21 protein-coding genes are annotated in these 22543 nt (G+C 74.3%); 12 read left to right on the top strand and 9 right to left on the bottom strand.

Annotation, left to right across the window (positions count from 1 at the left end):
- The first annotated feature begins 28 nt into the window (after positions 1–28).
- Together ACT17Q_RS08945 and ACT17Q_RS08940 are read left to right on the top strand one after the other, a co-directional pair.
- Positions 29–1123 carry a lactate/malate family dehydrogenase gene (locus tag ACT17Q_RS08945; protein ID WP_094179927.1) on the top strand — a complete coding sequence of 365 codons (1095 nt, stop codon included), beginning with the start codon at positions 29–31 and terminating at the stop codon, positions 1121–1123.
- Entirely contained in the window at positions 1120–1599 is a 480-nt protein-coding gene (locus ACT17Q_RS08940) for an ACT domain-containing protein (RefSeq protein ID WP_094179928.1), read from the top strand. The genes ACT17Q_RS08945 and ACT17Q_RS08940 overlap by 4 nt, the downstream gene beginning before the upstream one ends.
- 55 nt (positions 1600–1654) lie before the next feature.
- Here ACT17Q_RS08940 and ACT17Q_RS08935 read toward each other — a convergent pair whose 3' ends face one another.
- Entirely contained in the window at positions 1655–3202 is a 1548-nt protein-coding gene (locus tag ACT17Q_RS08935; protein ID WP_094179929.1) for a M20/M25/M40 family metallo-hydrolase, read from the bottom strand.
- A 181-nt stretch (positions 3203–3383) separates the two neighbouring features.
- Here ACT17Q_RS08935 and ACT17Q_RS08930 point away from each other — a divergent pair, with 181 nt between their 5' ends.
- The gene (locus tag ACT17Q_RS08930) at positions 3384–5468 is read left to right on the top strand and encodes a M3 family metallopeptidase (RefSeq protein WP_444661955.1); all 2085 of its coding nucleotides are present in this window, start codon (positions 3384–3386) and stop codon (positions 5466–5468) included.
- Here ACT17Q_RS08930 and ACT17Q_RS08925 read toward each other — a convergent pair.
- Together ACT17Q_RS08925 and ACT17Q_RS08920 are read right to left on the bottom strand one after the other, a co-directional pair.
- Positions 5446–5823, bottom strand: a complete 378-nt coding sequence (locus ACT17Q_RS08925; RefSeq protein WP_236120556.1) for a hypothetical protein — start codon at positions 5821–5823, stop codon at positions 5446–5448. The two genes, ACT17Q_RS08930 and ACT17Q_RS08925, sit on opposite strands and share 23 nt — an antisense overlap.
- A complete protein-coding gene (locus ACT17Q_RS08920; RefSeq protein WP_444661953.1) occupies positions 5820–6971 on the bottom strand; it encodes a TRAFAC clade GTPase domain-containing protein in 1152 nt (383 codons plus the stop codon). The genes ACT17Q_RS08925 and ACT17Q_RS08920 overlap by 4 nt, the downstream gene beginning before the upstream one ends.
- 132 nt (positions 6972–7103) lie before the next feature.
- On the opposite strand from ACT17Q_RS08920, the gene ACT17Q_RS08915 reads away from it, so the two are divergent.
- Positions 7104–8444 carry a M20/M25/M40 family metallo-hydrolase gene (locus ACT17Q_RS08915; RefSeq protein ID WP_236120558.1) on the top strand — a complete coding sequence of 447 codons (1341 nt, stop codon included), beginning with the start codon at positions 7104–7106 and terminating at the stop codon, positions 8442–8444.
- A 24-nt stretch (positions 8445–8468) separates the two neighbouring features.
- Here ACT17Q_RS08915 and ACT17Q_RS08910 read toward each other — a convergent pair whose 3' ends face one another.
- The gene (locus ACT17Q_RS08910; protein ID WP_236120559.1) at positions 8469–8702 is read right to left on the bottom strand and encodes a DUF5703 family protein; all 234 of its coding nucleotides are present in this window, start codon (positions 8700–8702) and stop codon (positions 8469–8471) included.
- A 164-nt stretch (positions 8703–8866) separates the two neighbouring features.
- Here ACT17Q_RS08910 and ACT17Q_RS08905 point away from each other — a divergent pair, with 164 nt between their 5' ends.
- Entirely contained in the window at positions 8867–9247 is a 381-nt protein-coding gene (locus ACT17Q_RS08905) for a primosomal protein (protein ID WP_444661951.1), read from the top strand.
- Positions 9248–9269: 22 nt separating this feature from the next.
- Here ACT17Q_RS08905 and ACT17Q_RS08900 read toward each other — a convergent pair whose 3' ends face one another.
- Complete coding sequence (locus tag ACT17Q_RS08900) at positions 9270–10241, bottom strand: aldo/keto reductase (protein WP_094179933.1); 972 nt, start codon at positions 10239–10241, stop codon at positions 9270–9272.
- A 79-nt stretch (positions 10242–10320) separates the two neighbouring features.
- On the opposite strand from ACT17Q_RS08900, the gene ACT17Q_RS08895 reads away from it, so the two are divergent.
- Entirely contained in the window at positions 10321–11214 is an 894-nt protein-coding gene (locus ACT17Q_RS08895; RefSeq protein ID WP_444665377.1) for an undecaprenyl-diphosphate phosphatase, read from the top strand.
- Between the two features lie 6 nt (positions 11215–11220).
- On the opposite strand, the gene ACT17Q_RS08890 is transcribed toward ACT17Q_RS08895, so the two are convergent.
- Positions 11221–12270: a CorA family divalent cation transporter gene (locus tag ACT17Q_RS08890; protein WP_444661948.1), complete on the bottom strand. Its 1050-nt coding sequence runs from the start codon at positions 12268–12270 to the stop codon at positions 11221–11223.
- Positions 12271–12340: 70 nt separating this feature from the next.
- Between ACT17Q_RS08890 and mshC the strand changes: the two genes are divergently transcribed.
- Positions 12341–13600: a cysteine--1-D-myo-inosityl 2-amino-2-deoxy-alpha-D-glucopyranoside ligase gene (gene mshC, locus ACT17Q_RS08885; protein WP_444661946.1), complete on the top strand. Its 1260-nt coding sequence runs from the start codon at positions 12341–12343 to the stop codon at positions 13598–13600.
- Positions 13601–13652: 52 nt separating this feature from the next.
- On the opposite strand, the gene ACT17Q_RS08880 is transcribed toward mshC, so the two are convergent.
- On the bottom strand, positions 13653–14507 hold the full coding sequence (locus ACT17Q_RS08880; RefSeq protein ID WP_094179935.1) for a PAC2 family protein: 855 nt from the start codon (positions 14505–14507) through the stop codon (positions 13653–13655).
- Between the two features lie 120 nt (positions 14508–14627).
- Positions 14628–14912, bottom strand: a complete 285-nt coding sequence (locus ACT17Q_RS08875) for a hypothetical protein (protein ID WP_444661944.1) — start codon at positions 14910–14912, stop codon at positions 14628–14630.
- Positions 14913–15066: 154 nt separating this feature from the next.
- Here ACT17Q_RS08875 and ACT17Q_RS08870 point away from each other — a divergent pair, with 154 nt between their 5' ends.
- Positions 15067–15789 (top strand): HAD family hydrolase, encoded by a 723-nt coding sequence (locus ACT17Q_RS08870; RefSeq protein ID WP_268530474.1) that lies wholly within the window; start codon positions 15067–15069, stop codon positions 15787–15789.
- A gap of 24 nt (positions 15790–15813) precedes the next feature.
- On the opposite strand, the gene ACT17Q_RS08865 is transcribed toward ACT17Q_RS08870, so the two are convergent.
- Positions 15814–16761 carry a RecB family exonuclease gene (locus tag ACT17Q_RS08865; RefSeq protein WP_444661941.1) on the bottom strand — a complete coding sequence of 316 codons (948 nt, stop codon included), beginning with the start codon at positions 16759–16761 and terminating at the stop codon, positions 15814–15816.
- An 81-nt stretch (positions 16762–16842) separates the two neighbouring features.
- Between ACT17Q_RS08865 and ACT17Q_RS08860 the strand changes: the two genes are divergently transcribed.
- The 4 genes from ACT17Q_RS08860 (at position 16843) to dop (ending at position 22528) form a co-directional block, all read left to right on the top strand.
- Complete coding sequence (locus ACT17Q_RS08860) at positions 16843–17979, top strand: site-2 protease family protein (protein ID WP_444661939.1); 1137 nt, start codon at positions 16843–16845, stop codon at positions 17977–17979.
- Positions 17980–18024: 45 nt separating this feature from the next.
- Positions 18025–19056, top strand: a complete 1032-nt coding sequence (locus ACT17Q_RS08855; RefSeq protein ID WP_141319125.1) for a tRNA (adenine-N1)-methyltransferase — start codon at positions 18025–18027, stop codon at positions 19054–19056.
- A 140-nt stretch (positions 19057–19196) separates the two neighbouring features.
- The gene (arc, locus tag ACT17Q_RS08850) at positions 19197–20831 is read left to right on the top strand and encodes a proteasome ATPase (protein WP_444661936.1); all 1635 of its coding nucleotides are present in this window, start codon (positions 19197–19199) and stop codon (positions 20829–20831) included.
- An 89-nt stretch (positions 20832–20920) separates the two neighbouring features.
- Positions 20921–22528 carry a depupylase/deamidase Dop gene (gene dop, locus ACT17Q_RS08845; protein ID WP_444661934.1) on the top strand — a complete coding sequence of 536 codons (1608 nt, stop codon included), beginning with the start codon at positions 20921–20923 and terminating at the stop codon, positions 22526–22528.
- The last annotated feature ends 15 nt before the right edge of the window (positions 22529–22543 follow it).

The following is a 22543-nucleotide window of genomic DNA, read 5'->3' as shown; positions in this document are numbered from 1 at the left end:
CGCAACGAACGGCGCCTAGTCTCACGCCATGGACGTGGCGGTGGTGGGTGCGACGGGCGACGTCGGACGGCAGATCTGCACGCAGCTCGTCGAGCGACGGGTCCTGCCGCCCACCTCGCGGCTCCAGCTGGTCGGACGGCCCGACGGGCGCTCGTCGCGCGCCACGTACGGCCTCGCCGCGGACCTCGTCGACGCCTACGACGAGCACGCGCCGCTGCTCGACGTCGCGCTCGACCCCGCGGACGTCGTCGCCGACGTCGTGGTCGTCGCGGCCGGTCGAACCGCGGGCACCCGGCCCGGCGAGTCGGTCGACCGGCACGCGCTCGCCGCCGACAACGCGCAGGTGTTCGCCACCTACGCCGACGCGCTCGCCCGGCACGGCTCGGGCCGCGAGGTCGTCGTGGTGGTCTCCAACCCCGTCGAGCTGGGGGTCGCGCTGCTCGGGGACGCGTTGGGCCGGCACCGCGTCATCGGCATGGGCGCGTGGCTCGACACGCTGCGGTTCCGCCGCGAGGTCGCCGCGTCGATCGGTGTGCGGCGGCACCGGGTCGGCGGGTTCGCGGTCGGCCAGCACGGCGACGACCTCGTCCCGCTGTGGTCGACCGTGCGGATCGCGGGCCTCGACGTCGCCGAGCGTCGCGCCGAGGTGGCCCGGGTGCGGGGACCACGCACGCTCGCGACCTACGCCGACGAGATCGGCGCCGCCAAGCGTGCGCTCAGCACCGCCGCCGTGCAGGACCTCGCGGAGGCGTTCCGGCTGGTCGACACGTGGCCGCCCGACGTGCGGCTCGCCGCGCGCCCCTGGATGACGCAGCAGAGCGGTGCGAAGACCGCGGCCGGCACCGCGAGCGCGACCATCGACCTCGTCGAGACCGTCCTGGACGGGCGCGACACCGTGGTCGCGGGGCAGGTGCTGCTCGACGGTGAGGTCACGCTCGCGGGCGCGCCCGTGCACGGGGTGCTCGGCGTGCCCGTGGTGCTCGGCCCCGAGGGGTGGACGCAGGTGCTGCTGCCCGCGCTCGCGGACGACGAGCACGAGCGGCTCGCGGCGGTCGCGCGGCGGATCGCGGCGGCTGTGGCGCCGTGGACCGAGCGGGGTTCGGACGAGGAGGTCACGCGATGAGCCAGGACCAGGACGTGCACGACGACCGCTGGGTCGTGTTCGTGCGGGGTGCGAACCGGCCCGGCACGGTCGCGGCCGTGACGGCGGTGTTCGCGACGCGCGGGATCAGCTTCGACGCTCTCGCGACGAGCGACCCGGGACCGCGCGACGGTCTGGTGACGGTGACGTTCCGCACGACCGAGCGTCGCCAGCACGAGCTCGTGCGTGCCGTCGAGCGCCTCGCGGCCGTCTCGGGCGTCGTCGTGCGCCGGGCCGAGGACCTGGGCGTGCGGGCCGCCGCGGTCTGCCACCTGCCGCGCGAGGTGGCGTTCCGGCCGCCGCCGCACGCCGCGGTGAGCTGGTCGGGGGAGTCGCAGCTCGGCCAGCCCGTGCTCGTGGAGGGGCCGCTCGTCGACGTCGAGCACGTCGTCGCGGCAGCGCAGCGGGCCGGCGCGCTCTCGACCGCGATCGTCATCGAGCCGCCGTCGGCCGTGTGACCCGCCTCGGGCGGGGCCGGACCGCGTCCGACCCCGCCCGAGCCCCAGCAGTGCGTCAGGACGCGCGCTCGAGCGTCCGATGCTCGCCGGCCGGGTGGTGCCCGTGGCGCTTGCCGGGCTTGCCCGGACCGTGGTGACGGGGCTTGCCCGGGCCCTTCACCCCGTTGATCGCCGAGGTGTCCTGCGCGAGGCTCGCGGTCGCGTACGCGACCGCGGGCGCCATGATCCCGATGGCCGCACGACTCACGTTCGACAGGTCGTCGTCGGCCGTGTGGTAGTTCGGGTCGTGCCGGATCCCGGCGGTGCCGCCGAACAGCGCGACCTCCGCGTCCGTCTTGACGTCGTCGGCACCCGTGAAGAGCCCGGACGCGGGGACGCCGTTGACGATGAACGCCTGGTAGTCCGAGCGCCCGGAGAACTCGGTGTCGACCCACGGCTGCCCGATGCCGTCGAAGTAGCCGGTCAGCACCGCCTCGGTCTGCGCGGAGCCTTCCGGGACGTCGACCGGGGCCGGGTAGGTCGACTCGTCGGCGTCGTAGACACCGACGACGTAGTTCGGCGAGCCGACCATGTCGAAGTTCAGGTACGTCGCGATGCGGTCGAGCTCGCCCGGCTTCGTCGCGAGCTCGTCGACGTACGCCGTCGAGCCGATCAGCCCGAGCTCCTCGGCGCCCCACCACGCGAAGCGGACCGTGTTGTGGTGCTTCTTCTGCTCGGCGAGCTGCACCGCGACCTCGAGGAGCACAGCCGACCCCGAGCCGTTGTCGTTGATGCCCGGCCCCTCCTCGACGCCGTCGAGGTGCGCGCCGAGCATCACGACGTTGTCGTCGCGACCGGTCCTGGTCTCCGCGAGGACGTTGAAGCTCGTGCGCTCCTCCTCGTGGAACCGCGTGTCGAGCGTGAGCATCACGTCGCCCTCGGTGACCGCCCCGACGACTGCGAGCCCGTCCGCCATGCCCATGCCCGCGACGGGGATCTGCACCAGACCCTCCTCACCGAGCGTGCCGAAGAGCATCTCCTCGACGTTGTTGTAGACGACCAGGCCGACCGCGCCGGCGGCCTGTGCGGTGACGGCCTTCTGGGCGAACGGGCAGCTGCCGCGGCTGACGACCGCGATCGCGCCGACGGTCGCGACGTCGCCCCATGCCTCGGGCGTGCACCCGGTCGGGTCGACGGGCACCGCCGCACGCGCGCGCACGCCGCCGTCGGGGCTGTTCGGGGCGTACTGCATCTGGTCGACCTCGTAGGTCCCGCCCGGCTCGAGCGTGAGGCTCGCGGCGTCGACGACCTCGAGGCCGAACGTGAACGGGTCCCGGTGCGTGCGGTAGCCCGCGCGCTGCAGCGTGCGCTCGACGTACCGCGCACTCGCCTCGTAGCCGTCGGTGAGCGCCGCTCGGTTGCCGTCGTGGCGGTCGGCGATGCGCTGGAGCTCCTGGAGGTGCCGCCACACCCCGCGGGTCGTGACCTGCTGCGCGAACCGGTCGGGGTCCAGCCGGTGGCCGCCGCGGTCGTGCGCGGAGGCCGGTGGTGCGAGGAGTGCGCTCGTGCCGACCACGAGCGCGACCACGGTGCCCGCGAGGGCTGAGGTACGTCGTCCTGCCACGATGGTGTCCCTTCGTCGCGAGGACGGCGGCCGGTCGGCCGCCGTCGGCGTCGCCCGAACGGGTGACTCCGAGCCCCACGGTGGCCGATCCTGCCCGACTTGTCACGACATCCGCAGACGTGCGCACCCGTGCGTCCCGCGCTCGGGCGCGCACGGCGCGGTGTGGGTGATGATGCGGGGCATGAAGCGTGAGCCGCTCGACCCCGAGAACCCGTTCGCCGTCCCGTCGCCCCTGCCGTACGGGCTGCCCGACTACTCCCGCATCCGGACCGAGCACTACCGCCCTGCGGTCGAGTACGCCATGGCCGAGCACCGCGCGCAGGTCGAGATGGTCGCCACGGACCCGAGCGGACCCACGGTCGAGAACACGCTCGTCGCGCTCGAGCGGGCGGGACGCACCCTGCACCGCGTCCTGACCGCGTTCTACAACCAGTCGAGCGCGGACTCCTCGCCCGAGCTCGACGCGCTCGAGGAGGAGCTCGCCCCACGGCTCGCCGCGCACCGCGACGCGATCCACCTCGACCAGCGGCTGTTCGCGCGGCTCGAGGCGCTCGTCGCGCAGGTCGAGGCTGGCACGCTCACGGTCGAGCCCGACACGGCGTGGCTGCTCGAGCGCACGCACACCGCGTTCGTGCGCGCGGGCGTCCGCCTCGACGCGGCGGCCCAGGAGCGCCTGCGCGCGCTCAACGCCCGGATCACGACGCTCGAGACCGTGTTCGGCCGCGAGGTGCTCGCCGCGACGAACGCCGCGGCCGTGCTCGTCACCGACGAGGCCGACCTCGACGGCCTGCCCGACGACGCCCGCGCGGCGGCCGCGCGCGCCGCACGCGAGCGGGGCCACGAGTCCGGGTGGCTGCTCGAGCTCCAGCTGCCCACCGGCCAGCCGCAGCTGGTCACCCTGCGCGACCGTGGCCTGCGCGAGCGGCTGCACCGCGCCTCGTCGTCCCGCGGGCTGGCCGGTGAGCACGACACGCGCGCGACGCTGCTGGAGCTCGCCCGGCTGCGCGCCGAGCGTGCGCAGCTGCTCGGCTACCCGCACCACGCCGCGTACGTCGCGGCTGACGCGACGGCGCGCTCCGCCGAGGCGGTGGGGGACATCCTCGGGCGCCTCGCACCGGCTGCCGTCGCGAACGCGCGCCGTGAGGCCGAGGAGCTGACCGCGGCGCTGCACGAGGACCACCCGGGCGCGACGCTGCAGCCGTGGGACTGGGCGTACTACGCCGAGCGGGTCCGCTCGCGCGCCCGGTCGCTGGACGAGACCGCGCTGCGCCCCTACCTGGAGCTCGACCGCGTGCTGCACGAGGGCGTGTTCCGCGCCGCGACCGCGCTGTACGGGCTGACGTTCACCGAGCGCACCGACCTCGTCGGGTACCACCCCGACGCGCGGGTCTTCGAGGTGCACGACGTCGACGGCTCGGGGCTCGGCCTGTTCCTCGCGGACTACTGGACGCGCGAGTCGAAGCGCGGCGGCGCGTGGATGAACAACCTCGTCGACCAGTCGACGCTGCTGGGCGAGCCGCCCGTCGTCGTGAACAACCTCAACATCCCCCAGCCGCCCGACGGCCGGCCGACGCTGCTCGCGTGGGACGAGGTCATCACGATGTTCCACGAGTTCGGGCACGCGTTGCACGGCCTGCTCTCGGCCGTGCGCTACCCGTCGCAGTCCGGCACCGAGGTGCCGCGCGACTTCGTCGAGTACCCGTCGCAGGTCAACGAGATCTGGGCGTGGGAGCCGCAGGTGCTGCAGGCCTTCGCGGTGCACCACGAGACGGGCGAGCCCCTGCCGTCCGCGTGGGTCGAGACGCTGCTCGCGGGCCGCCAGGACGGTGAGGGGTTCAAGACGACCGAGTACCTCGCGGCCGCGCTGCTCGACCAGGCGTGGTACCGCCTCGCGCCCGACGAGGTCCCGACCGACCCCGAGCAGGTCGAGGCGTTCGAGGCGGCCGCGCTCGAGCGTGCGGGCGTGGCGTTCGCACCCGTGCCGCCCCGCTACCGCAGCGCGTACTTCAACCACGTGTTCTCGAGCGGCTACTCCGCCGGCTACTACTCGTACATCTGGTCCGAGGTGCTCGACGCCGACACCGTCGAGTGGTTCCGCGAGAACGGCGGCCTGCGCCGCGAGAACGGCGACGTCTTCCGTGCCCGGCTGCTCGCGCGCGGCGGCTCGATCGACCCGATGGCGGCGTTCCGTGACCTGCGCGGACGCGACCCGCAGATCACCCCGCTGCTCGAGCGGCGCGGCCTCACCGCGGCGGCGACCGCCTGAGCGCCGCGACCTCGGCCGCGGAGGGCGGGCTGCTGCGCGACCAGACACCGGCGTAGGCGTCCGCGAGCGTCGGCCAGACGAGGCGTCGGACCTCGTCGGCGGACGCCTGCGGGTCGCCGGGGACCGGCGCCAGGACGACGACGTCGTGCGGGATCGTGCGCCCGGCGGCGTCCCGGCGGCCCTCCGGGTCGGCGAAGCGCAGCACGACGAGCGACCCGACCCGCCGGGCGACCTCCCGCTCGCCCTCGAGGCCGGCGAACGCGCGGTCGTACGTCGCGAGCGGGTCCGCGAGCCCGCCGTCGAGCAGGAACCGGAAGCCCCACGTGCGTCCGCGCGTGGCCCACACGAGGTTCATCTCGTGCCGGTGACGAGCAGGTCGTCCTGCACACCCTGCTCGAGGTCGAGCCGGAACTGCGTCAGCACCGCGCGCAGGTGGTCCCCGTCGGCCCGTGCCTTCGCGTTGATCGACCTGAGCGTCGGACCGCTGTGCTGGAGCGCGGCCGCGAGCAGCGGAAGCGTGCGCGCCGCGAACGGGCCGAACCGCGGGACCTTCGAGAACCACGGTGCCGCGCCGCCCACGAGCGGGGCGATCGCGGCCGCGTTGTCCGCGAGGCGGTCGAGCCACCGGCGCGGGATCTCGATCCGCTCGGCCCACCGCACGAGCCGCTCCAGCGGCAGGAGGCACGCCACGGGCAGCAGCAGGTCGAGCCCGACGCGCCGGTCGACCTCGATCCGGTCCGCCTCGAACCGGGCCGACGAGAGCAGCATGAAGTCCTCGCCCAGCGACAGCGCCTCGGGCACCTGCACGAGCTCCTTGAGGACCTGGTGCAGCGCGTCGACGTCGCCCGCGGCCTTCTCGATCAGCAGGTCCTGGAAGGCGTGCACGTCCATGTCCGGGTGCAGGTCCGCCTTGGACAGCGCCAGGATCCAGATGCGCGGGAAGTCCACGAGCGGCTCACCGTCGTCGAGCAGGTCCGCCGTGAACCGGACGACGCCCTCGCGCAGACCCCACAGCAGCGACTTGAGGTACTTCTCCTCCTCGCCGGCGTGGTCCAGCAGCTTCTGGCCGTCGACGAGGATCACGGCCACGTCGGAGCGCAGCAGGGCGCGGAACGACTCGAGGCGGCGCGCGGCCTCCTGCTCGGTGCTCGGCTCCTCCTCGAACCACTCGCCCGGGTAGTCGTGCCACACGAGCCGGAGCTCGTCGAACGCGGCGGCCGACGACGAGCCCTTCGGGTGCTTCTTGAGCTGCAGCGTGAACGCGTACGCGGTGGACGCGAAGCGCGTCGGCTCGGGGGCGCGCGCGGCGTTCTTCATCCCGAGGTAGTTCTGCCGCAGCCGGTTGCCCTGACCCACGTCGTCGGCGACGAGGCGGTACAGACCCTCCTTCTGGAACGTCTGCTCCTGCGCCGCGCCGTAGAAGGACGAGACCAGGACGGTCTTGCCGCTCCCGCTCTCCCCGAACACCGCGACGTGCTGCTCCCGCACGCGAAGGGTCGCCATCCGCGCACTGTACCGACGGCACCGGCCGCCGGGCGGGGCATCGGTCGGGCGTCCTCCGACTGCCCGTTCTCGCGCCGTGAGACGGGGCTGGACGCCGTGGGGGGCCGCGCGGTGCGCGGGTACGGTGGACGTGTGCCCAGCAGCCAGACCACCCCGACGTCCCCGACCCTGACGGCCGCCGACGAGGTCGTCGACATCTGTCGCGAGCTCATCCGGTTCGACACGTCGAACTACGGCGACAACAGCGGACCGGGGGAGCGGGCCGCCGCGGAGTACACCGCGACGCTCCTGAGCGACGTCGGCATCGAGCCCGAGGTGTTCGAGAGCGCGCCGGGCCGCACGAGCCTCGTCGCCCGCATCGAGGGCGCGGACCGCTCGCGCCCCGCGCTCGTCCTGCACGGACACCTCGACGTCGTCCCGGCGCGCGCGCAGGACTGGACCGTCGACCCGTTCGCGGGCCACGTCGACGGGGACCTGCTGTGGGGCCGCGGTGCGGTCGACATGAAGGACATGGACGCGATGATCCTGTCGGTCGTGCGGCAGATGGCCCGCGAGGGCCGCAGGCCCGCTCGCGACGTCGTCCTCGCGATGTTCGCCGACGAGGAGGCGGGCGGCGCGTACGGCGCGCGCTGGGCCGTCGACAACCGTCCCGAGCTGTTCGAGGGCGCGACCGAGGCGATCAGCGAGGTCGGCGGCTTCTCGGTCGCGATCGGCGACCGTCGGGCCTACCTGCTGCAGACCGCCGAGAAGGGCCTGGCGTGGCTGCGGCTCGTCGCGGACGGGCGCGCGGGGCACGGCAGCCAGGTCTCGCCCGACAACGCGGTGACCCACGTCGCCGAGGCCGTCGCGCGGATCGGCCGGCACGCGTGGCCGCTCGACCTCACCCCGACGGTGCGCGCGCTGCTCGAGGGTGTCGCAGACCTCACCGGTCTGCCGTTCGACCCCGAGGACGAGCACGGGATCGACGCGCTCGTCGCGGCGCTCGGGTCGGCGAGCCGGTTCGTCGGCGCGACGCTGCGGCACACCACCAACCCGACGCAGCTCACGGCGGGGTACAAGGCGAACGTCATTCCCGGCCGCGCGGAGGCCGCGGTCGACACGCGGTTCCTGCCGGGGCGCGAGGAGGAGTTCTGGTCCACGTTCGGCGAGCTCGCCGGGCCGCACGTGCGTGTCGAGAAGATCCACCACGACGTCGCGCTCGAGGCGCCCACGTCGGGTGCGCTCGTCGACGCGATGACGGACGCGCTCGTGGCGGAGGACCCGCAGGCCGTGGTCCTGCCGTACACGCTCTCGGCCGGCACGGACAACAAGTCGCTGTCCCGGCTGGGGATCACCGGCTACGGGTTCGTGCCGCTGCGGCTGCCCGCCGACCTGGACTTCGCGGGCATGTTCCACGGCGTCGACGAGCGCGTGTCGATCGACGCGCTGAAGTTCGGCACGCGCGTCCTGGACCGCCTGCTCGCGACCGCCTGAGCGGTCCTCGTCGCACGAGCCCGCTCAGTCGAGCGTGCTGCGCACGCGCAGGACCTTGCGGCGCAGCCACACGCGCCGCTCACCGCCCTCGTAGAGCACGGTCCGGGCCAGCTCCCAGCGGCCGTACTCGGCCTGCTCGGTGAGCAGCTGACGTGCCTCGCTGCGGCTCGTGCTGCGCGGCAGGGTGATCACCCGGTACTCGTACTGCCCGCCTTGGGCGACCCAGTCCCGGCGCCGCGGACGTGTCCCGACCGTCATCCGTCACCTCGTCCCCTGTCGTGGCTGTCGTCGGACGTGCGGCCATTGTGCCCCCTGCGTCGCCGCGATCCACGTACGTGGAGAGATGCGTCACAACCGGCGGGGCGCCGCACCGGGCCCTGCTGCCCTGCCGGGCGACGCGTTGCGGCGGTAGCGTTCGGGGCATGACCGTCGACCCCCGTGCCGCGCTGGACCGATTCATCGCCGCGCTCGAGGCGCACTACAACGCCGTCGTCGCGCGCAAGGGCGAGGACGACCCCGCGGTCGACGACGCCTACGACGTCCTGGCCGATGCGTTCGAGGTGTACGACGACGCGCTCGGCACGATCCACGGGGAGGCCACGCCGTTCTACCTCGCCGAGGAGGAGGACGACGAGGACGAGTACGACGACGACGCGGATGACGACGACGCGGATGACGACGACGCCGATGACGACGCCGATGACACCGACGACGTCGACGCGGACTTCGACGACGCGGACGATGCGGACGGTGGCTTCGACGACGAGTACGACGACGAGGCCGAGGTCGAACCCGCCCGCTGACGGCGGACCGTCGGGCGCGGGGTCAGAACCGCTCGGGGTACCCGACCGTCGGCGCGGAGACGTCGTCGAGCGCCTGCTCGATCTCGTCGGGCAGCTCGAGGTCGAGCGACGACAGCGCGCCACGCAGCTGCGCGGACGTGCGCGCCCCGACGACGGCCGCCGCCACACCCTCGCGGCGCGCGAGCCACGCGAGCGCGACCTCGAGCGGCTGGCGCTGCAGCCCGCTCGCTGCGGTGACGACCGCGTCGACCACCGCCGACGCGGAGCCGGTCAGGTACGGACGCACGAAGCCCGCGAGGTGCGGCGAGGCCGCGCGTGAGTCCGCCGGGACCGTCCGGCGGTACTTGCCGGTGAGCACGCCGCGGCCCAGCGGGGACCACGCGAGCACGCCGGCCCCGAGCGCCCGCGCCGCCGGCAGCACCTCGCGCTCGATGCCCCGCTCCAGGAGCGAGTACTCCATCTCGACCGCCGCGAGCCCGACGTGGTCGCGCACGTCGTCGAGCAGGCCCGCGAGCCGCGCGACCTGCCAGCCGGGGTGGTTGGCGACCCCCACGTAGCGCGCGCGGCCCGAGAGCACGGCCTGGCGCAGCGCGGACGCGGTCTCCTCCAGCGGCGTGCGCGGGTCCGGCGTCTGCACGAGGAACAGGTCGACGTGGTCGGTACGCAGCCGCGCGAGCGACGCGTCCAGGGACGCGAGCAGGCCGCCGCGGGACGCGTCGACCGTCGGCCCGTCGGCCGTGCGCCGGACGCCCGCCTTGGTGCACAGCACCAGGTCCTCGCGCGGGACGACCGCACCGACCAACGAACCGAGGAGCTCCTCGGCGCCGCCGTCCGCGTACGACGCGGACGTGTCGACGAGCGAGCCGCCCGCGGCCACGAGGTCGCGCAGCAGCTCGGCCGCCTCGTGCTCGTCGGTGTCCCGGCTCCACGTCATCGTGCCCAGGCCGATCCGCGACACGCGCAGGCCCGTCCGGCCCACGTGACGATGCTCCATGGTGCGCCACCCTAGCCCGGCGACCTGCACGGTGAGGCAGTCGCTCGTCGGGGAGATATCGTGGCGGCCCGTGGCAGAGATCAGCGGGTTCGACGCAATCATCCTGGGTCTGGTGCAAGGGCTCACCGAGTTCCTGCCGGTCTCCTCCAGCGCGCACCTGCGCATCGTGGGTGAGCTGATGGGCGGCGACCCCGGTGCCGCGTTCACCGCGATCACCCAGCTCGGCACCGAGACCGCCGTGCTGCTGTACTTCCGGCACGACATCAAGCGGATCGTGCTCGCGTGGTGGTACGCGCTGCGCGGGCGCTACGGGACGGACCTGCGCTCGCGGCTCGGCGCGCCGCAGGGACAGGTGCCGGACCACGACGCGCTGATGGCCTGGTTCATCGCGGCGGGGTCGGTGCCGATCGTCGTGCTCGGCCTGCTGTTCCAGGACTCGATCGAGCACACGTTCCGCAACCTGTGGCTCGTCGTCGCGACGCTCGCGGTCTTCGCCCTCGTGCTCGGCTGGGCCGACAAGGTGGGACGGCACTCACGACCGCTGGAGGAGCTCACCGTGCGCGACGCGGTGAAGTTCGGCTTCTGGCAGGCGCTCGCCCTGGTCCCCGGCGTGTCGCGCTCGGGCGGCACCATCACGGGTGGGCTGCTCATGGGGTACACCCGCGAGGCGGCCGCGCGGTACTCGTTCCTGCTCGCGATCCCCGCGGTGTTCGGCTCGGGCCTCTACCAGCTCGCCAAGTCCGTCGACGACTTCGGCACGGCCGGGACGCCGGGGTTCGGTGCCACGCTGCTGGCGACCCTCGTCGCGTTCGTCGTGGGGTACCTCGTGATCATCGCGTTCCTCAAGATCGTCTCGACGTTCAGCTACCGGCCGTTCGTCTACTACCGCCTGGGCCTGGCCGCGCTCGTCGTCGTGCTGCTGCTCACCGGTGCGGTCGACGCGATGCCGGCCGCGGACGTGACCGCAGGCTGAGCGGGCTCACAGCCAGCCGGAACGCCGGAACGCGCGGTACAGCAGCCCGCACGCGGTGGCCATGACCGTCAGCGCGAACGGGTAGCCGAAGCGCCAGTCCAGCTCCGGCATGTACCGGAAGTTCATGCCGTAGATCCCGGCGACGAGGGTCGGCACCGTGATCATCGCCGCCCACGCGGAGATCTTGCGCATGTCCTCGTTCTGCCGCACCGACACGGTGCTCAGGTGGACGGAGAGCATCGCGTCGAGCAGCCCGTCGTGCGCGTCCAGGTGCGCGTCCACACGGTCGGACCGCTCGCGCACCCGGCGCAGCCACGCGCTCGTCGCCTCGAGGTCCCGCACCGGCCGGTCCGCGGCACGGGCCTCCTGCGCCTCGGCCTCGAGCTCGGGCAGCGCGCTCGTCATCGGGCCCAGCGCGCGGCGCGCCTCGGCGATCTCCCGCTTGAGCCCGTACACCGCTCCCAACGACGCCTCGTCGGAGTCGGCCGTCCGGGACCGGTCGGGTGTCTCGACGACGAGCTGCTCGAGCTCGGCGACCGCGTCACCGAGCCCGGCCTCCACGTCCGCCGCGCGGGTCACGAGCGTCAGGAGGATGGCGGCGAGCACCTGCCGGGTGCCCGTGTCCGGGACCGGCAGCCCGCCGCACAGCTTGTGCGCCGCGGCCCCGAGCACACCCGCCTCGCCCTGCTCCCACGCGACCACGACCCGGTCCGTGACGACGCACGTGAGCGCTCCGGTGCGCACGTCGCGGGACGCGTCCACGTACGTGACGGTGGGGAGCGTCAGCAGGATCTCGCCCGCGTTCGACCGGTTCACGTGGCCCCGCACGTGCCGACCGGAGTCGTCGAGCGGGCCCGTCGGGCTGGGCCGCAGGTCGGTCAGCGGGTGCTCGTCGAGCATCCGCAGACCCTGCTCGCTCAGGCCGCCGCGACGGGCCTCGTCGCGCAGCGCGGTGCCGTCGGGCACGACGACCCAGGTGAGACCTGCCGCCGGTGCCTCGGGCACCGCTCGCCACCCGTGCTCGTCGCCGGTGTAGACCTGTCGCTCGCCGCTCACGGGCCGATTGTGTCGCGGACCGCACCGCGGCGCTGCGCAGCGGGCGCGTGGGCCCCGTTAGGCTGCGCTGGTGCTCACCTGGCCGGCCCCGCAGATCCCCGAGCTCCCCGGCCACGGCGGCCCCGTCCACGTGCGCGACTCGTCCTCGGGCGAGCTCGTCGTGGCGGCGCCCGGCGAGGACGCGTCGCTGTACGTGTGCGGCATCACGCCGTACGACGCGACGCACCTCGGCCACGCGGCCACGTACGTCGCGTTCGACGTGCTGGGCCGCGCGTGGCGCGACGAGGGCAAGCGCGTGCAGTACGCGTCGAACGTCACCGACGTCGACGACCCGCTCCTCGAGCGCGCGGCCGCGACGGGTGTCGACTGGCGCGCTCTCGCCGACGACCAGGTGGCCCTGTACCGCGAGGACATGACCGCGCTCGGCGTCGTCCCGCCCGACGCGTGGGCCGGCGTCGTCGAGACGATCCCCCCGATCGTCGAGGCGGTCGAGAAGCTCGTCGCGGACGGCGCCGCGTACCGCGTGCCGGCCCCGGACGCGCCCGGCGAGGACGTGTACGCCGACCTGGCGTCCGACGAGCGCTTCGGCACCGTCGCGCACCTGGACGCGGCCACGATGCTCGCGCAGTTCGCCGAGCGCGGGGGAGACCCCGACCGGACCGGCAAGCGTGCGCCGCTCGACCCCCTGCTGTGGCGCGCGGCGCGCGCGGGCGAACCGTCGTGGGACGGCGGGTCGCTCGGCGCGGGCCGGCCCGGCTGGCACATCGAGTGCGCGGTCATCGCGGGGCAGGCGCTCGGCGGCTCGTTCGACGTCGAGGGTGGCGGCTCGGACCTGCTGTTCCCGCACCACGAGATGAGCACCTCGCACCTGCGCCTGCTCGACGGCGGCACCGGCGGCCGCGTCCACGTGCACGCGGGGATGGTCGGGCTCGACGGCGAGAAGATGAGCAAGTCCCGCGGGAATCTCGTGCTCGTCTCCGCGCTGCGGGCCCGCGGCGTGGACCCGATGGCGATCCGGCTCGCGATCCTCGCGCACCGCTACCGCGACGACTGGGACTGGACCGAGGCGGGCCTCGTCGCCGCGCAGGAGCGGCTCGCCCGCTGGCGCCATGCGATGTCCGGCAACGGCGGTGTGGACGCGGCGCCCGTGCTCGACGCCGTGCGCGCGGCCGTGGCCGACGACCTCGACACCCCGCGCGCGCTGGCCGTGGTCGACGCCTGGGCCGCGCAGACGCTCGCAGGCTCCCGGGATGGGGGCGTGGGGTTCGTCGAAGGGGCCCCGGGCGTCGTCGCACGCACCGTCGACGCCCTGCTCGGCGTGCGCCTGTAGCGACCTGCCCCGCCACCCGACCGGGCCTGCCGGGCGCGACCCGACCGTCGGGTCAGGCGCTGCCCGTGCCCTTGTCGCGGCGGCGCAGGTAGCGCTCGAACTCCTCGGCGATCGCGTCGCCCGACGCCTCGGGCAGGTCGACCGTGTCCTTGGCCTCCTCGAGCTGACGGACGTACTCGCCGATCTCGCCGTCCTCGCCCGCGAGCTCGTCGACCCCGGCCTGCCACGCGGCGGCCTCGTCGGGCAGGTCACCCATCTCGATCGGCTCGCCCAGCACCTCCTCGAGCCGGCGCAGGAGCGCGAGCGTCGCCTTCGGCGACGGCGGGTGAGCGACGTAGTGCGGCACCGCCGCCCACAACGACATCGCGGCCAGACCCCGGGCACCCGCCTCGTGCTGCAGCACCCCGACGATCCCGGTCGGCCCCTCGTACGTGCTCGGCTCGACGCCGAGCAGGTCCCGCACGCCGCGGTCCTCCGACGTCGCGGTCACCGGGATGGGGCGGCTGTGCGGCACGTCGGCCAGGAGCGCGCCGACGGTCACGACGGTGTCCACCTCGAGCGTCGCGGCGATGTCGAGCAGCTCGTGGCAGTACCGGCGCCACCGCATCGACGGTTCGATGCCGTGCACGAGCACCACGCGTCGGCCCGAGCGGGGCGCGGTCGCCACGACCACCGCCGTCGTCGGCCACGTGATCTCGCGCGTGCCGTCGTCCCGCAGCGCGACGTGCGGACGGTTGACCTGGAAGTCGTGGTACTCCTCCGGGTCGAGCTCGTCGACGTGCTCCGCGTGCCACGCGTCGTGCAGGTGCTCCAACGCGTGCGTCGCGGCGCCGCCCGCGTCGTTCCAGCCCTCGAAGGCGGCGAGCAGGACCGTGCGGTCCGCGGGCAGCTCGTGGGAGTCGCTCATCCTTCCAGCGTAGGCCGCGCCGCCCCGGTGGCACGTCCGGCGTGCCGCCGGACGGGTGATGCGGGCGCGACGCGGGCGCGGCGCCGGCCCGGTCCCGGGGCGTGGCGACCGAGCGCCAGGTCAGCGCCGGCGGCTGCCGGCGATCACGGGCCCCGAGAACAGCGCGATCCCGAGCATGAACCCGAAGTCGTACCAGTTGCCGTCGTTGTCGACCTCGTAGATCGACACCGTGTCGGTGAACAACGACACGATGAACGTCACCGGCAGGATCATCCCGTGCCACAGGCCCCACCAGAAGGTCGCCCCGCTCGGGCTCTGCCCGGTGTTGGCGCCCGCGGCGCACGCACCCACCAGCAGCAGCACCCCTACGGCGGCGAGCAGCGCCGCTCCCGACCGTCGGGTCATGGCACCCACCTCCGTGCCCAGTGAACCGCGCGCGACGCCCCGCGTCGAGGGACCTCGTCGTCGCGCCGGCACGACACGCGGATAGGGTCGGCCACGACCGCGAGCCACCCGGACCGTTCGACCTGCTCGCGCCCACGCCCCCCATGGAGACGACGTGACCACGCCGCGCACGACCACGCCCGCCGACCCGAGCACGTCCGGGTCGCGCCCGCTGCCGGCGGCCGTGCTGTGGGACATGGACGGCACGCTCATCGACACCGAGCCGCTGTGGATGGCCGCGGAGATCGAGCTCACGTCACGGTTCGGCGTCCCGTGGACGGCGCAGGACGCCACCGAGCTCGTCGGCTCCGCGATGGTGCACTCCGCTGGCGTGCTGCGGGCGCGCGGCGTGGACCTGCCCGTCCCGACGATCGTCGACGAGCTGACCGCGTCCGTGGCGCGCGGCGTCGCGCGGCAGGTCCCGTGGCAGCCCGGCGCGCGTGACGCGCTCCAGGCGCTGCGCGCCGCGGGCGTGCCGCTCGCGCTCGTCACGTCGTCCTACCGCCCACTCGCGGACCCGTTCGCGGTCGCGGCCGGCGTGTTCGACGTCGTCGTCGCGGGCGACGACGTGACCCGTCCCAAGCCGGACCCGGAGCCCTACCTCGCGGCGGCGCGCGCGCTCGGCGTCCCCGTCGAGCGGTGCGTCGCGGTCGAGGACTCGCGCTCGGGCATCGCGTCCGCGCTCGCCTCCGGGGCGCGCACCCTCGCGGTCGACGGCGTGCAGCACGTCGCCGACCGCACCGGCCTGAGCCGCATCCGGTCCCTGCGCGACCTCACGCTGGACGTGCTGCGCGACCTGGCCGCGGGTGCCGTGCTGGAGGTCCCGCCGACCCGCTGACCGCCGGGACGGACGCGACGCGGGTCAGCCGGCCACCTCGGGGGCCACCGCATGCGGCCGCACGCCGGTGGCGCGTTCGACGGCGTCCGGGTCGACCAGCGGGGGAGTGCCGCCGTACTCGGGGCAGTGCGCACGGAACGAGCACCAGTCGCACAGCCGCGAGCGGCGCGTGCGCCAGTCGCCCGCCGCGGCGGCTTCCTGGATGCCCGCCCAGATGGAACGGATGCGGGCCTCGAACGTCAGCATCTCGGGCTCGGTCGGCTCGTGCTGCAGCATCGTCCCGTCGCCCAGGTACTCGAGCTGCAGACGCTTGGGCAGCACCCCGCGTGTGCGCCACAGGACGTACGCGTAGAACCGCATCTGGAACAGCGCCGAGCTCTCGTACCCGGCGCGGGGCGACTTCCCCGTCTTGTAGTCGACGACGCGCACCCAGCCGTTGGGGGCGACGTCGACCCGGTCGACGATGCCGCGCAGCTGCGGCCCGTCCTCGAGGTCGGTGACCACGTACAGCTCGCGCTCGGTCGGCTCGAGCCGGCGCGGGTCCTCGAGCGTGAAGTACGTCGCCAGCAGGGCACGGGCGGACTCGAGCCAGGCGGCGAGAGCACCGTCGTCGGCGAACAGCTCGGCCACCTCGGGTGTGCGCTCACGCAGCAGCGCCCACTGCTCGGGCAGGAGCCCGTGCGCGGCCTCCAGCGTGCGGTCCACGGCGGGCAGGCCGAAGAGGTTCTCCAGCACCGCGTGCACGAGCGTGCCGCGCGCGGCAGCGCTGCTGGGCGGCTCGGGCAGACGGTCGACCACACGGAACCGGAACAGCAGCGGGCACTGCAGGAAGTCGCCCGCACGTGACGGCGACAGGCCCGGTCGCGTCGCGGGGCGCGCGGGGGGCGCCTCGTCGGCCGGGGCGGGCGCGGACGGGGCGAGCGACGGCGGGGCGGGCGCGGGCGGGGCGAGCGCGGACGGAGCAGATGTCACCCGGCCAGGCTAGGTCGTGGCGCCGACAGGGCCGCACGACGCGCGGGCGGACCGCGCGCCCGGTCCGCCTAGGCTGGTGCGGTGAGCACCCCCGCACCGCCTCGTCGCACCACCCAGGGCTGGGTCATCGGGCACGTCGCGGGCGCACCCGTGATCCTCGCGCCGAGCTGGCTGCTCGCGGTCGCCGTGCTGACGGCGCTGTCGGTGCCCGCCGCCCGCGCCCTGACGGGGCTCGACGGGTCCGCGGTCTGGGTCGTCGCTCTCGCGTTCGTCGTGCTGCTGTTCGTCTCGGTCTTCCTGCACGAGGTCGCGCACGGGCTCGTGGCACGCGCCCGGGGGCAGCAGCCGCACGAGTTCGTCCTCACGCTCTGGGGCGGGCACACCGCGTTCGGCGGCGCCGCCCCGACGCCCGCGACCAACGCGCTCGTCGCGATCGTCGGGCCCGCCGTGAACCTCGCCCTGGGAGCGCTGTTCGGCGTCCTGCTGGTGCTGGACGTCGCGCCGCGCGGCACGGTCGTGTGGGCGCTGCTGTGGTCGGGCGCGGTGACCAACGGGTTCGTCGGGCTGTTCAACCTGCTGCCGGGGCTGCCGCTGGACGGCGGCCGGGTGCTCGAGGCGGTCGTCTGGGCCGTGACCGGCAGCCGGTACACCGGGACGGTCGCGGCCGGCTGGGTGGGCCGGCTCGTCGCGGCGGGCGTGGTCGTGTGGGCCCTGTGGGTGCCCGTGAGCGGCGGCGGGGGCGACGTGCTCGACGTCATGTGGGCCGTCCTCATCGGCGCGTTCCTGTGGGCGGGCGCGTCGGGCGCGATCCGTGGCGCGCGGGCCCAGCGCAACGTCGACGGCGTGACCGTCGAGTCGGTCGGGCACCGCGCCGTGACCGTGGGCCACGCCGACTCGCTCGCGCACGCGGGCTCGGTGGCGGCGGCCGCCGGCGTGGCCGACGTGGTCGTCCTCGCGCCCGACGGCCGCCCCGCGGCGTACGTGGACCGCGCCGCGGCCGCGAGCGTGCCGCCGCAGGCCGCGGGCACGACGCCGGTGACCGCGGTGAGCGTCCCGCTCCCCGTCGGCGCGACGGTCGACGGCACGCTCGTCGGGCAGGAGCTCCTGCGGGACCTCGCGCGCGCCACGCGGCTGTCGCCCGTCGTCGTCGCGCTCGTCGACGGCCGCGTCACCAGCCTGCTGCACGCGAACGAGGTCGTCGCCGCGATCCGTGCGTGACGTGACGTCCCGCTGCGCGACCCCGCGCACCTAGACTCGACCGCCGTGACCACGACCCCCGCGCCCTCCGCCCCCGCCCCTCGGCCGACGGGTGCCGACCTGCGCCGCGGGCCGTTCCGCACCGGCGACCGCGTGCAGCTCACCGACCCGCGCGGCCGGCTGCACACCATCACGCTCGCGCCGGACGCGACGTTCCACACCCACAAGGGCTACTTCCGGCACGACGAGCTGATCGGCAGCCCCGAGGGCTCGGTCGTCGTGAGCAGCGGCGGGGTCGAGTACCTCGCCCTGCGCCCGCTGCTCGCGGACCACGTGCTCTCGATGCCGCGTGGCGCCGCGGTGGTCTACCCCAAGGACGCGGGGCAGATCGTCACGATGGCGGACATCTACCCGGGTGCGACGGTCGTCGAGGCCGGCGTCGGCTCGGGCGCCCTGACGATGTCGCTGCTGCGTGCCGTCGGGGACGGCGGCTCGCTGCACTCGATCGAGCGCCGCGAGGACTTCGCGGACATCGCTCGCGGCAACGTCGAAGGGTTCTTCGGCGGGCCGCACCCCGCCTGGCAGCTGTCGATCGGGGACCTCGCGGACGTCCTGCCGCAGGTCGCGGAGCCCGGCAGCGTCGACCGTGTCGTGCTCGACATGCTCGCCCCGTGGGAGAACCTGGCGGCCGTCGCCGACGCGCTCGCACCCGGTGGCGTGCTCGTCTGCTACGTCGCGACGACGACGCAGCTGTCGCGGCTCGCGGAGGACGTGCGCGCCGACGGGCGCTACACCGAGCCGTCGGCGTGGGAGTCGATGGTGCGCGGGTGGCACCTCGAGGGCCTCGCGGTGCGTCCCGAGCACCGCATGATCGGGCACACCGGGTTCCTGCTCACGACGCGCCGGCTCGCCGACGGTGTGGACGCGCCGCTGCGCAAGCGCCGCCCGGCCAAGGGCTCCTACCCGGTCGCGGAGGACGGTGCGCCCGTCGAGGACCCCGCGCTCTGGACGCCCGACGCGCTCGGCGAGCGCGAGACCTCGGCGAAGAAGGTGCGGCGCGCCCAGCGCGACGCGCATCCCGAGCGCCCTCGCCCCTGACGGCGCGTCCCGCTCGGTGTCGGTTACGTCACGGGGATGCGGACACGGCCGCATTCGGCCTGCCACGGGCACAGACTGGTGGTTAGGGTGGCGACCCCACGGCAGGTACGCCAGCCGAGGCACGACGCGAGGAGGCCGACATGACCGAACCGGCACCGACGGGACGAGACCTGCAGCGCGAGCTCGCGCTGCTGGCGGCCAAGAACGAGCGTCTCTCGGACGCCCTTCTGGCCGCGCGCGAGCAGATCGTCGAGCTCAAGCGTCAGGTGGACGACCTCGCCAAGCCCCCGGGCACGTACGCCGTGTTCCTCGGCGCCCGCCGGGACGGCTCGGTCGACGTGATCTCCGCCGGGCGCAAGATGCACGTGGGCGCGAGCCCCGCGGTCGACCTCACGCGGCTGCGGCCCGGCCAGGAGGTCATGCTCAACGAGGCGCTCACCGTCGTCGAGGCGGGCGGGTACGAGAACGTGGGCGAGATCGTCACGGTCAAGGAGCTGCTCGGCGGGGGCCGCGCGCTCGTCGTGGGGCGTGGTGACGAGGAGCGCGTGGTGCGCTTCGCCGGGCAGGTGTCCGACGCGGGCGTGCGCGTGGGCGACGCGCTGACGATCGACTCGCGCAGCGGGTTCGTGTTCGAGGTGATCCCGCGGGCCGAGGTCGAGGAGCTCGTCCTCGAGGAGGTCCCGGACATCGAGTACGAGGACATCGGAGGGCTCGGGCCGCAGATCGAGGCGATCAAGGACGCCGTGGAGCTGCCGTTCCTGCACCCCGAGCTGTTCCGCGAGCACGGCCTGCGTCCGCCCAAGGGCGTGCTGCTGTACGGCCCCCCGGGGTGCGGCAAGACGCTCATCGCGAAGGCCGTCGCGCACTCGCTGGCCGCGACGGCGGCGCGGGCTCGCGGCGAGGAGGGGCAGGAGGCGAAGAGCTACTTCCTCAACGTCAAGGGTCCCGAGCTGCTGAACAAGTACGTCGGCGAGACGGAGCGGCACATCCGCCTGATCTTCGCCCGCGCCCGCGAGAAGGCGTCGCAGGGGCACCCCGTCGTCGTGTTCTTCGACGAGATGGAGTCGCTGTTCCGCACGCGCGGCACGGGTGTGTCGTCCGACGTGGAGACGACGATCGTGCCGCAGCTGCTCGCCGAGATCGACGGCGTCGAGCGGCTCGAGAACGTCATCGTCATCGGCGCCTCGAACCGCGAGGACATGATCGACCCCGCGATCCTGCGGCCGGGCCGCCTGGACGTGAAGATCAAGATCGAGCGGCCGGACGCGGAGGGCGCCAAGGAGATCTTCTCCAAGTACCTGACGCCCGACCTGCCGATCCACCCCGAGGACCTGGCCGAGCACGGCGACTCCACGGCGGCCGCGGTCGAGGCGATGGTCGCGCGCGTCGTCGAGCGCATGTACTCCGAGTCCGACGAGAACCGGTTCCTCGAGGTCACGTACGCCTCGGGCGACAAGGAGGTCCTGTACTTCAAGGACTTCAACTCGGGCGCGATGATCCAGAACGTCGTGGACCGCGCCAAGAAGCAGGCGATCAAGGACCTGCTCGCGACGGGCCAGCGGGGGATCCGGGTCGAGCACCTCCTGGCGGCGTGCGTCGACGAGTTCAAGGAGAACGAGGACCTGCCGAACACGACGAACCCCGACGACTGGGCGCGCATCTCCGGCAAGAAGGGCGAGCGCATCGTCTTCATCCGGACGATCGTGCAGGGCAAGAAGGGCACGGACGGCTCGCGCACGATCGAGACGGTCACCAGCACGGGGCAGTACCTCTAGGCGAGCGGGTCTCGCGCGGCGCCCGGCCGGGCGGCCCGGTCCGCGGACCAGGTCGTCCGGCCGGCGCGCGCCGTCCTAGGGTGGGCGGCGTGACCGTGCGCCGCGTGATGGGGATCGAGACCGAGTACGGCGTGCTGCAGCCGGGCAAGCCCATGGCCAACCCGATGCTCCTGTCGAGCCACGTCGTCGCGGTGCACGCCGCGGCGCGCGGGGCCGGCCGCACCAAGGCGCGCTGGGACTACGACGACGAGGACCCGCTCATGGACGCGCGCGGGTTCCACCTGCAGCGCGCCGCGGCGCACCCCTCGCTGCTCACGGACGACCCGGCGCGTCCGGCGCCGTCGGGGGACGGGCCCCAGGAGCTCGAACGGCCCGAGGTCGAGGAGTACGAGGACCCGGGTGCGGCGAACGTCATCCTCTCGAACGGCGCCCGCCTGTACGTCGACCACGCGCACCCCGAGTACTCCTCGCCCGAGGTCACCAACCCGCGCGACGCGGTCGTGTGGGACCGCGCGGGTGAGCAGGTCATGCTCGCGTCGGTGCGCGCGCTCGCGTCGGTCCCGGCGCTGCCCGACGTCGCGCTGTACAAGAACAACGTCGACGGCAAGGGCGCGACGTACGGCACGCACGAGAACTACCTCGTCGACCGCGCGGTGCCGTTCGTGGACCTCGCGGCGCGTCTCATCCCGTTCTTCGTCACCCGGCAGGTGTTCACCGGGGCGGGCCGCGTCGGCATCGGGCAGCGGGGCGAGCGCGCGGGCTTCCAGCTGTCGCAGCGCGCGGACTACGTCGAGGCCGAGATCGGCCTGGAGACGACGCTGCGCCGCCCGATCGTCAACACGCGCGACGAGCCGCACGCGGACCCGACGCGTTGGCGCCGCCTGCACGTGATCGTCGGGGACGCGACGATGCTCGAGGCCGCGACGTACGTGCGGCTGGGCACGACGTCGCTGGTGCTGTGGCTGGTCGAGCGCGCGGTCGCCGAGGGCGGCGCGGGCGGGGCGCTCGCGGCGGTCGACCGGCTGGCGCTGCGGGACCCGGTCGCGGCGGTGCACCAGGTCAGCCACGACACGACGCTGACCGCGCGCGTCGAGCTCGCGGACGGACGCCGGCTCACCGCGCTCGAGGTGCAGCGCGAGTATCTCGGTGCGGTGCGCACGGCGCTCGACCACGTGGGCGCACCGCTCGACGACGACACGCGTGACGTGCTGACGCGCTGGGAGTCGCTGCTCGACCGGCTCGGGACGGACCCGTCGTCGTGCGCGCGCGAGGTCGAGTGGCTGGCCAAGCTGAGGCTGCTCGAGGGCATGCGCCGGCGCGAGGACCTGCCCTGGGAACACCCCCGGCTCGCCGCGGTCGACCTGCAGTGGTCGGACGTGCGCCCCGAGCGCGGGCTGTACCACCGGCTGCGCGCGGCGGGCGCGGTCGAGGTGCTGGTGACGCCGCAGGAGGTCGAGCGTGCGGTCGCGCACGCCCCGACGGACACGCGCGCGTTCTTCCGAGGCGAGGCGGTCGCGCGGTACGGCGACCAGGTCTCGGCCGCGTCCTGGGACTCCGTCGTGTTCGACGTGCCGGGTGCGGCGACGCTCCAGCGGGTCCCGATGCGCGACCCGCTGCGCGGCACGCAGGCGCACGTGGGCGCGCTGCTCGACGCGAGCCCGGACGCGGCGTCGCTGCTGGCGGCCCTCGGCGCCTGAGCGCCGCGTCGCGGT

The sequence above is a fragment of the Cellulomonas sp. CW35 genome, assembly GCF_052378485.1.
GTDB classification, from domain to species: domain Bacteria; phylum Actinomycetota; class Actinomycetes; order Actinomycetales; family Cellulomonadaceae; genus Cellulomonas; species Cellulomonas uda.
This window is presented reverse-complemented; position numbering and strand designations above follow the sequence as displayed.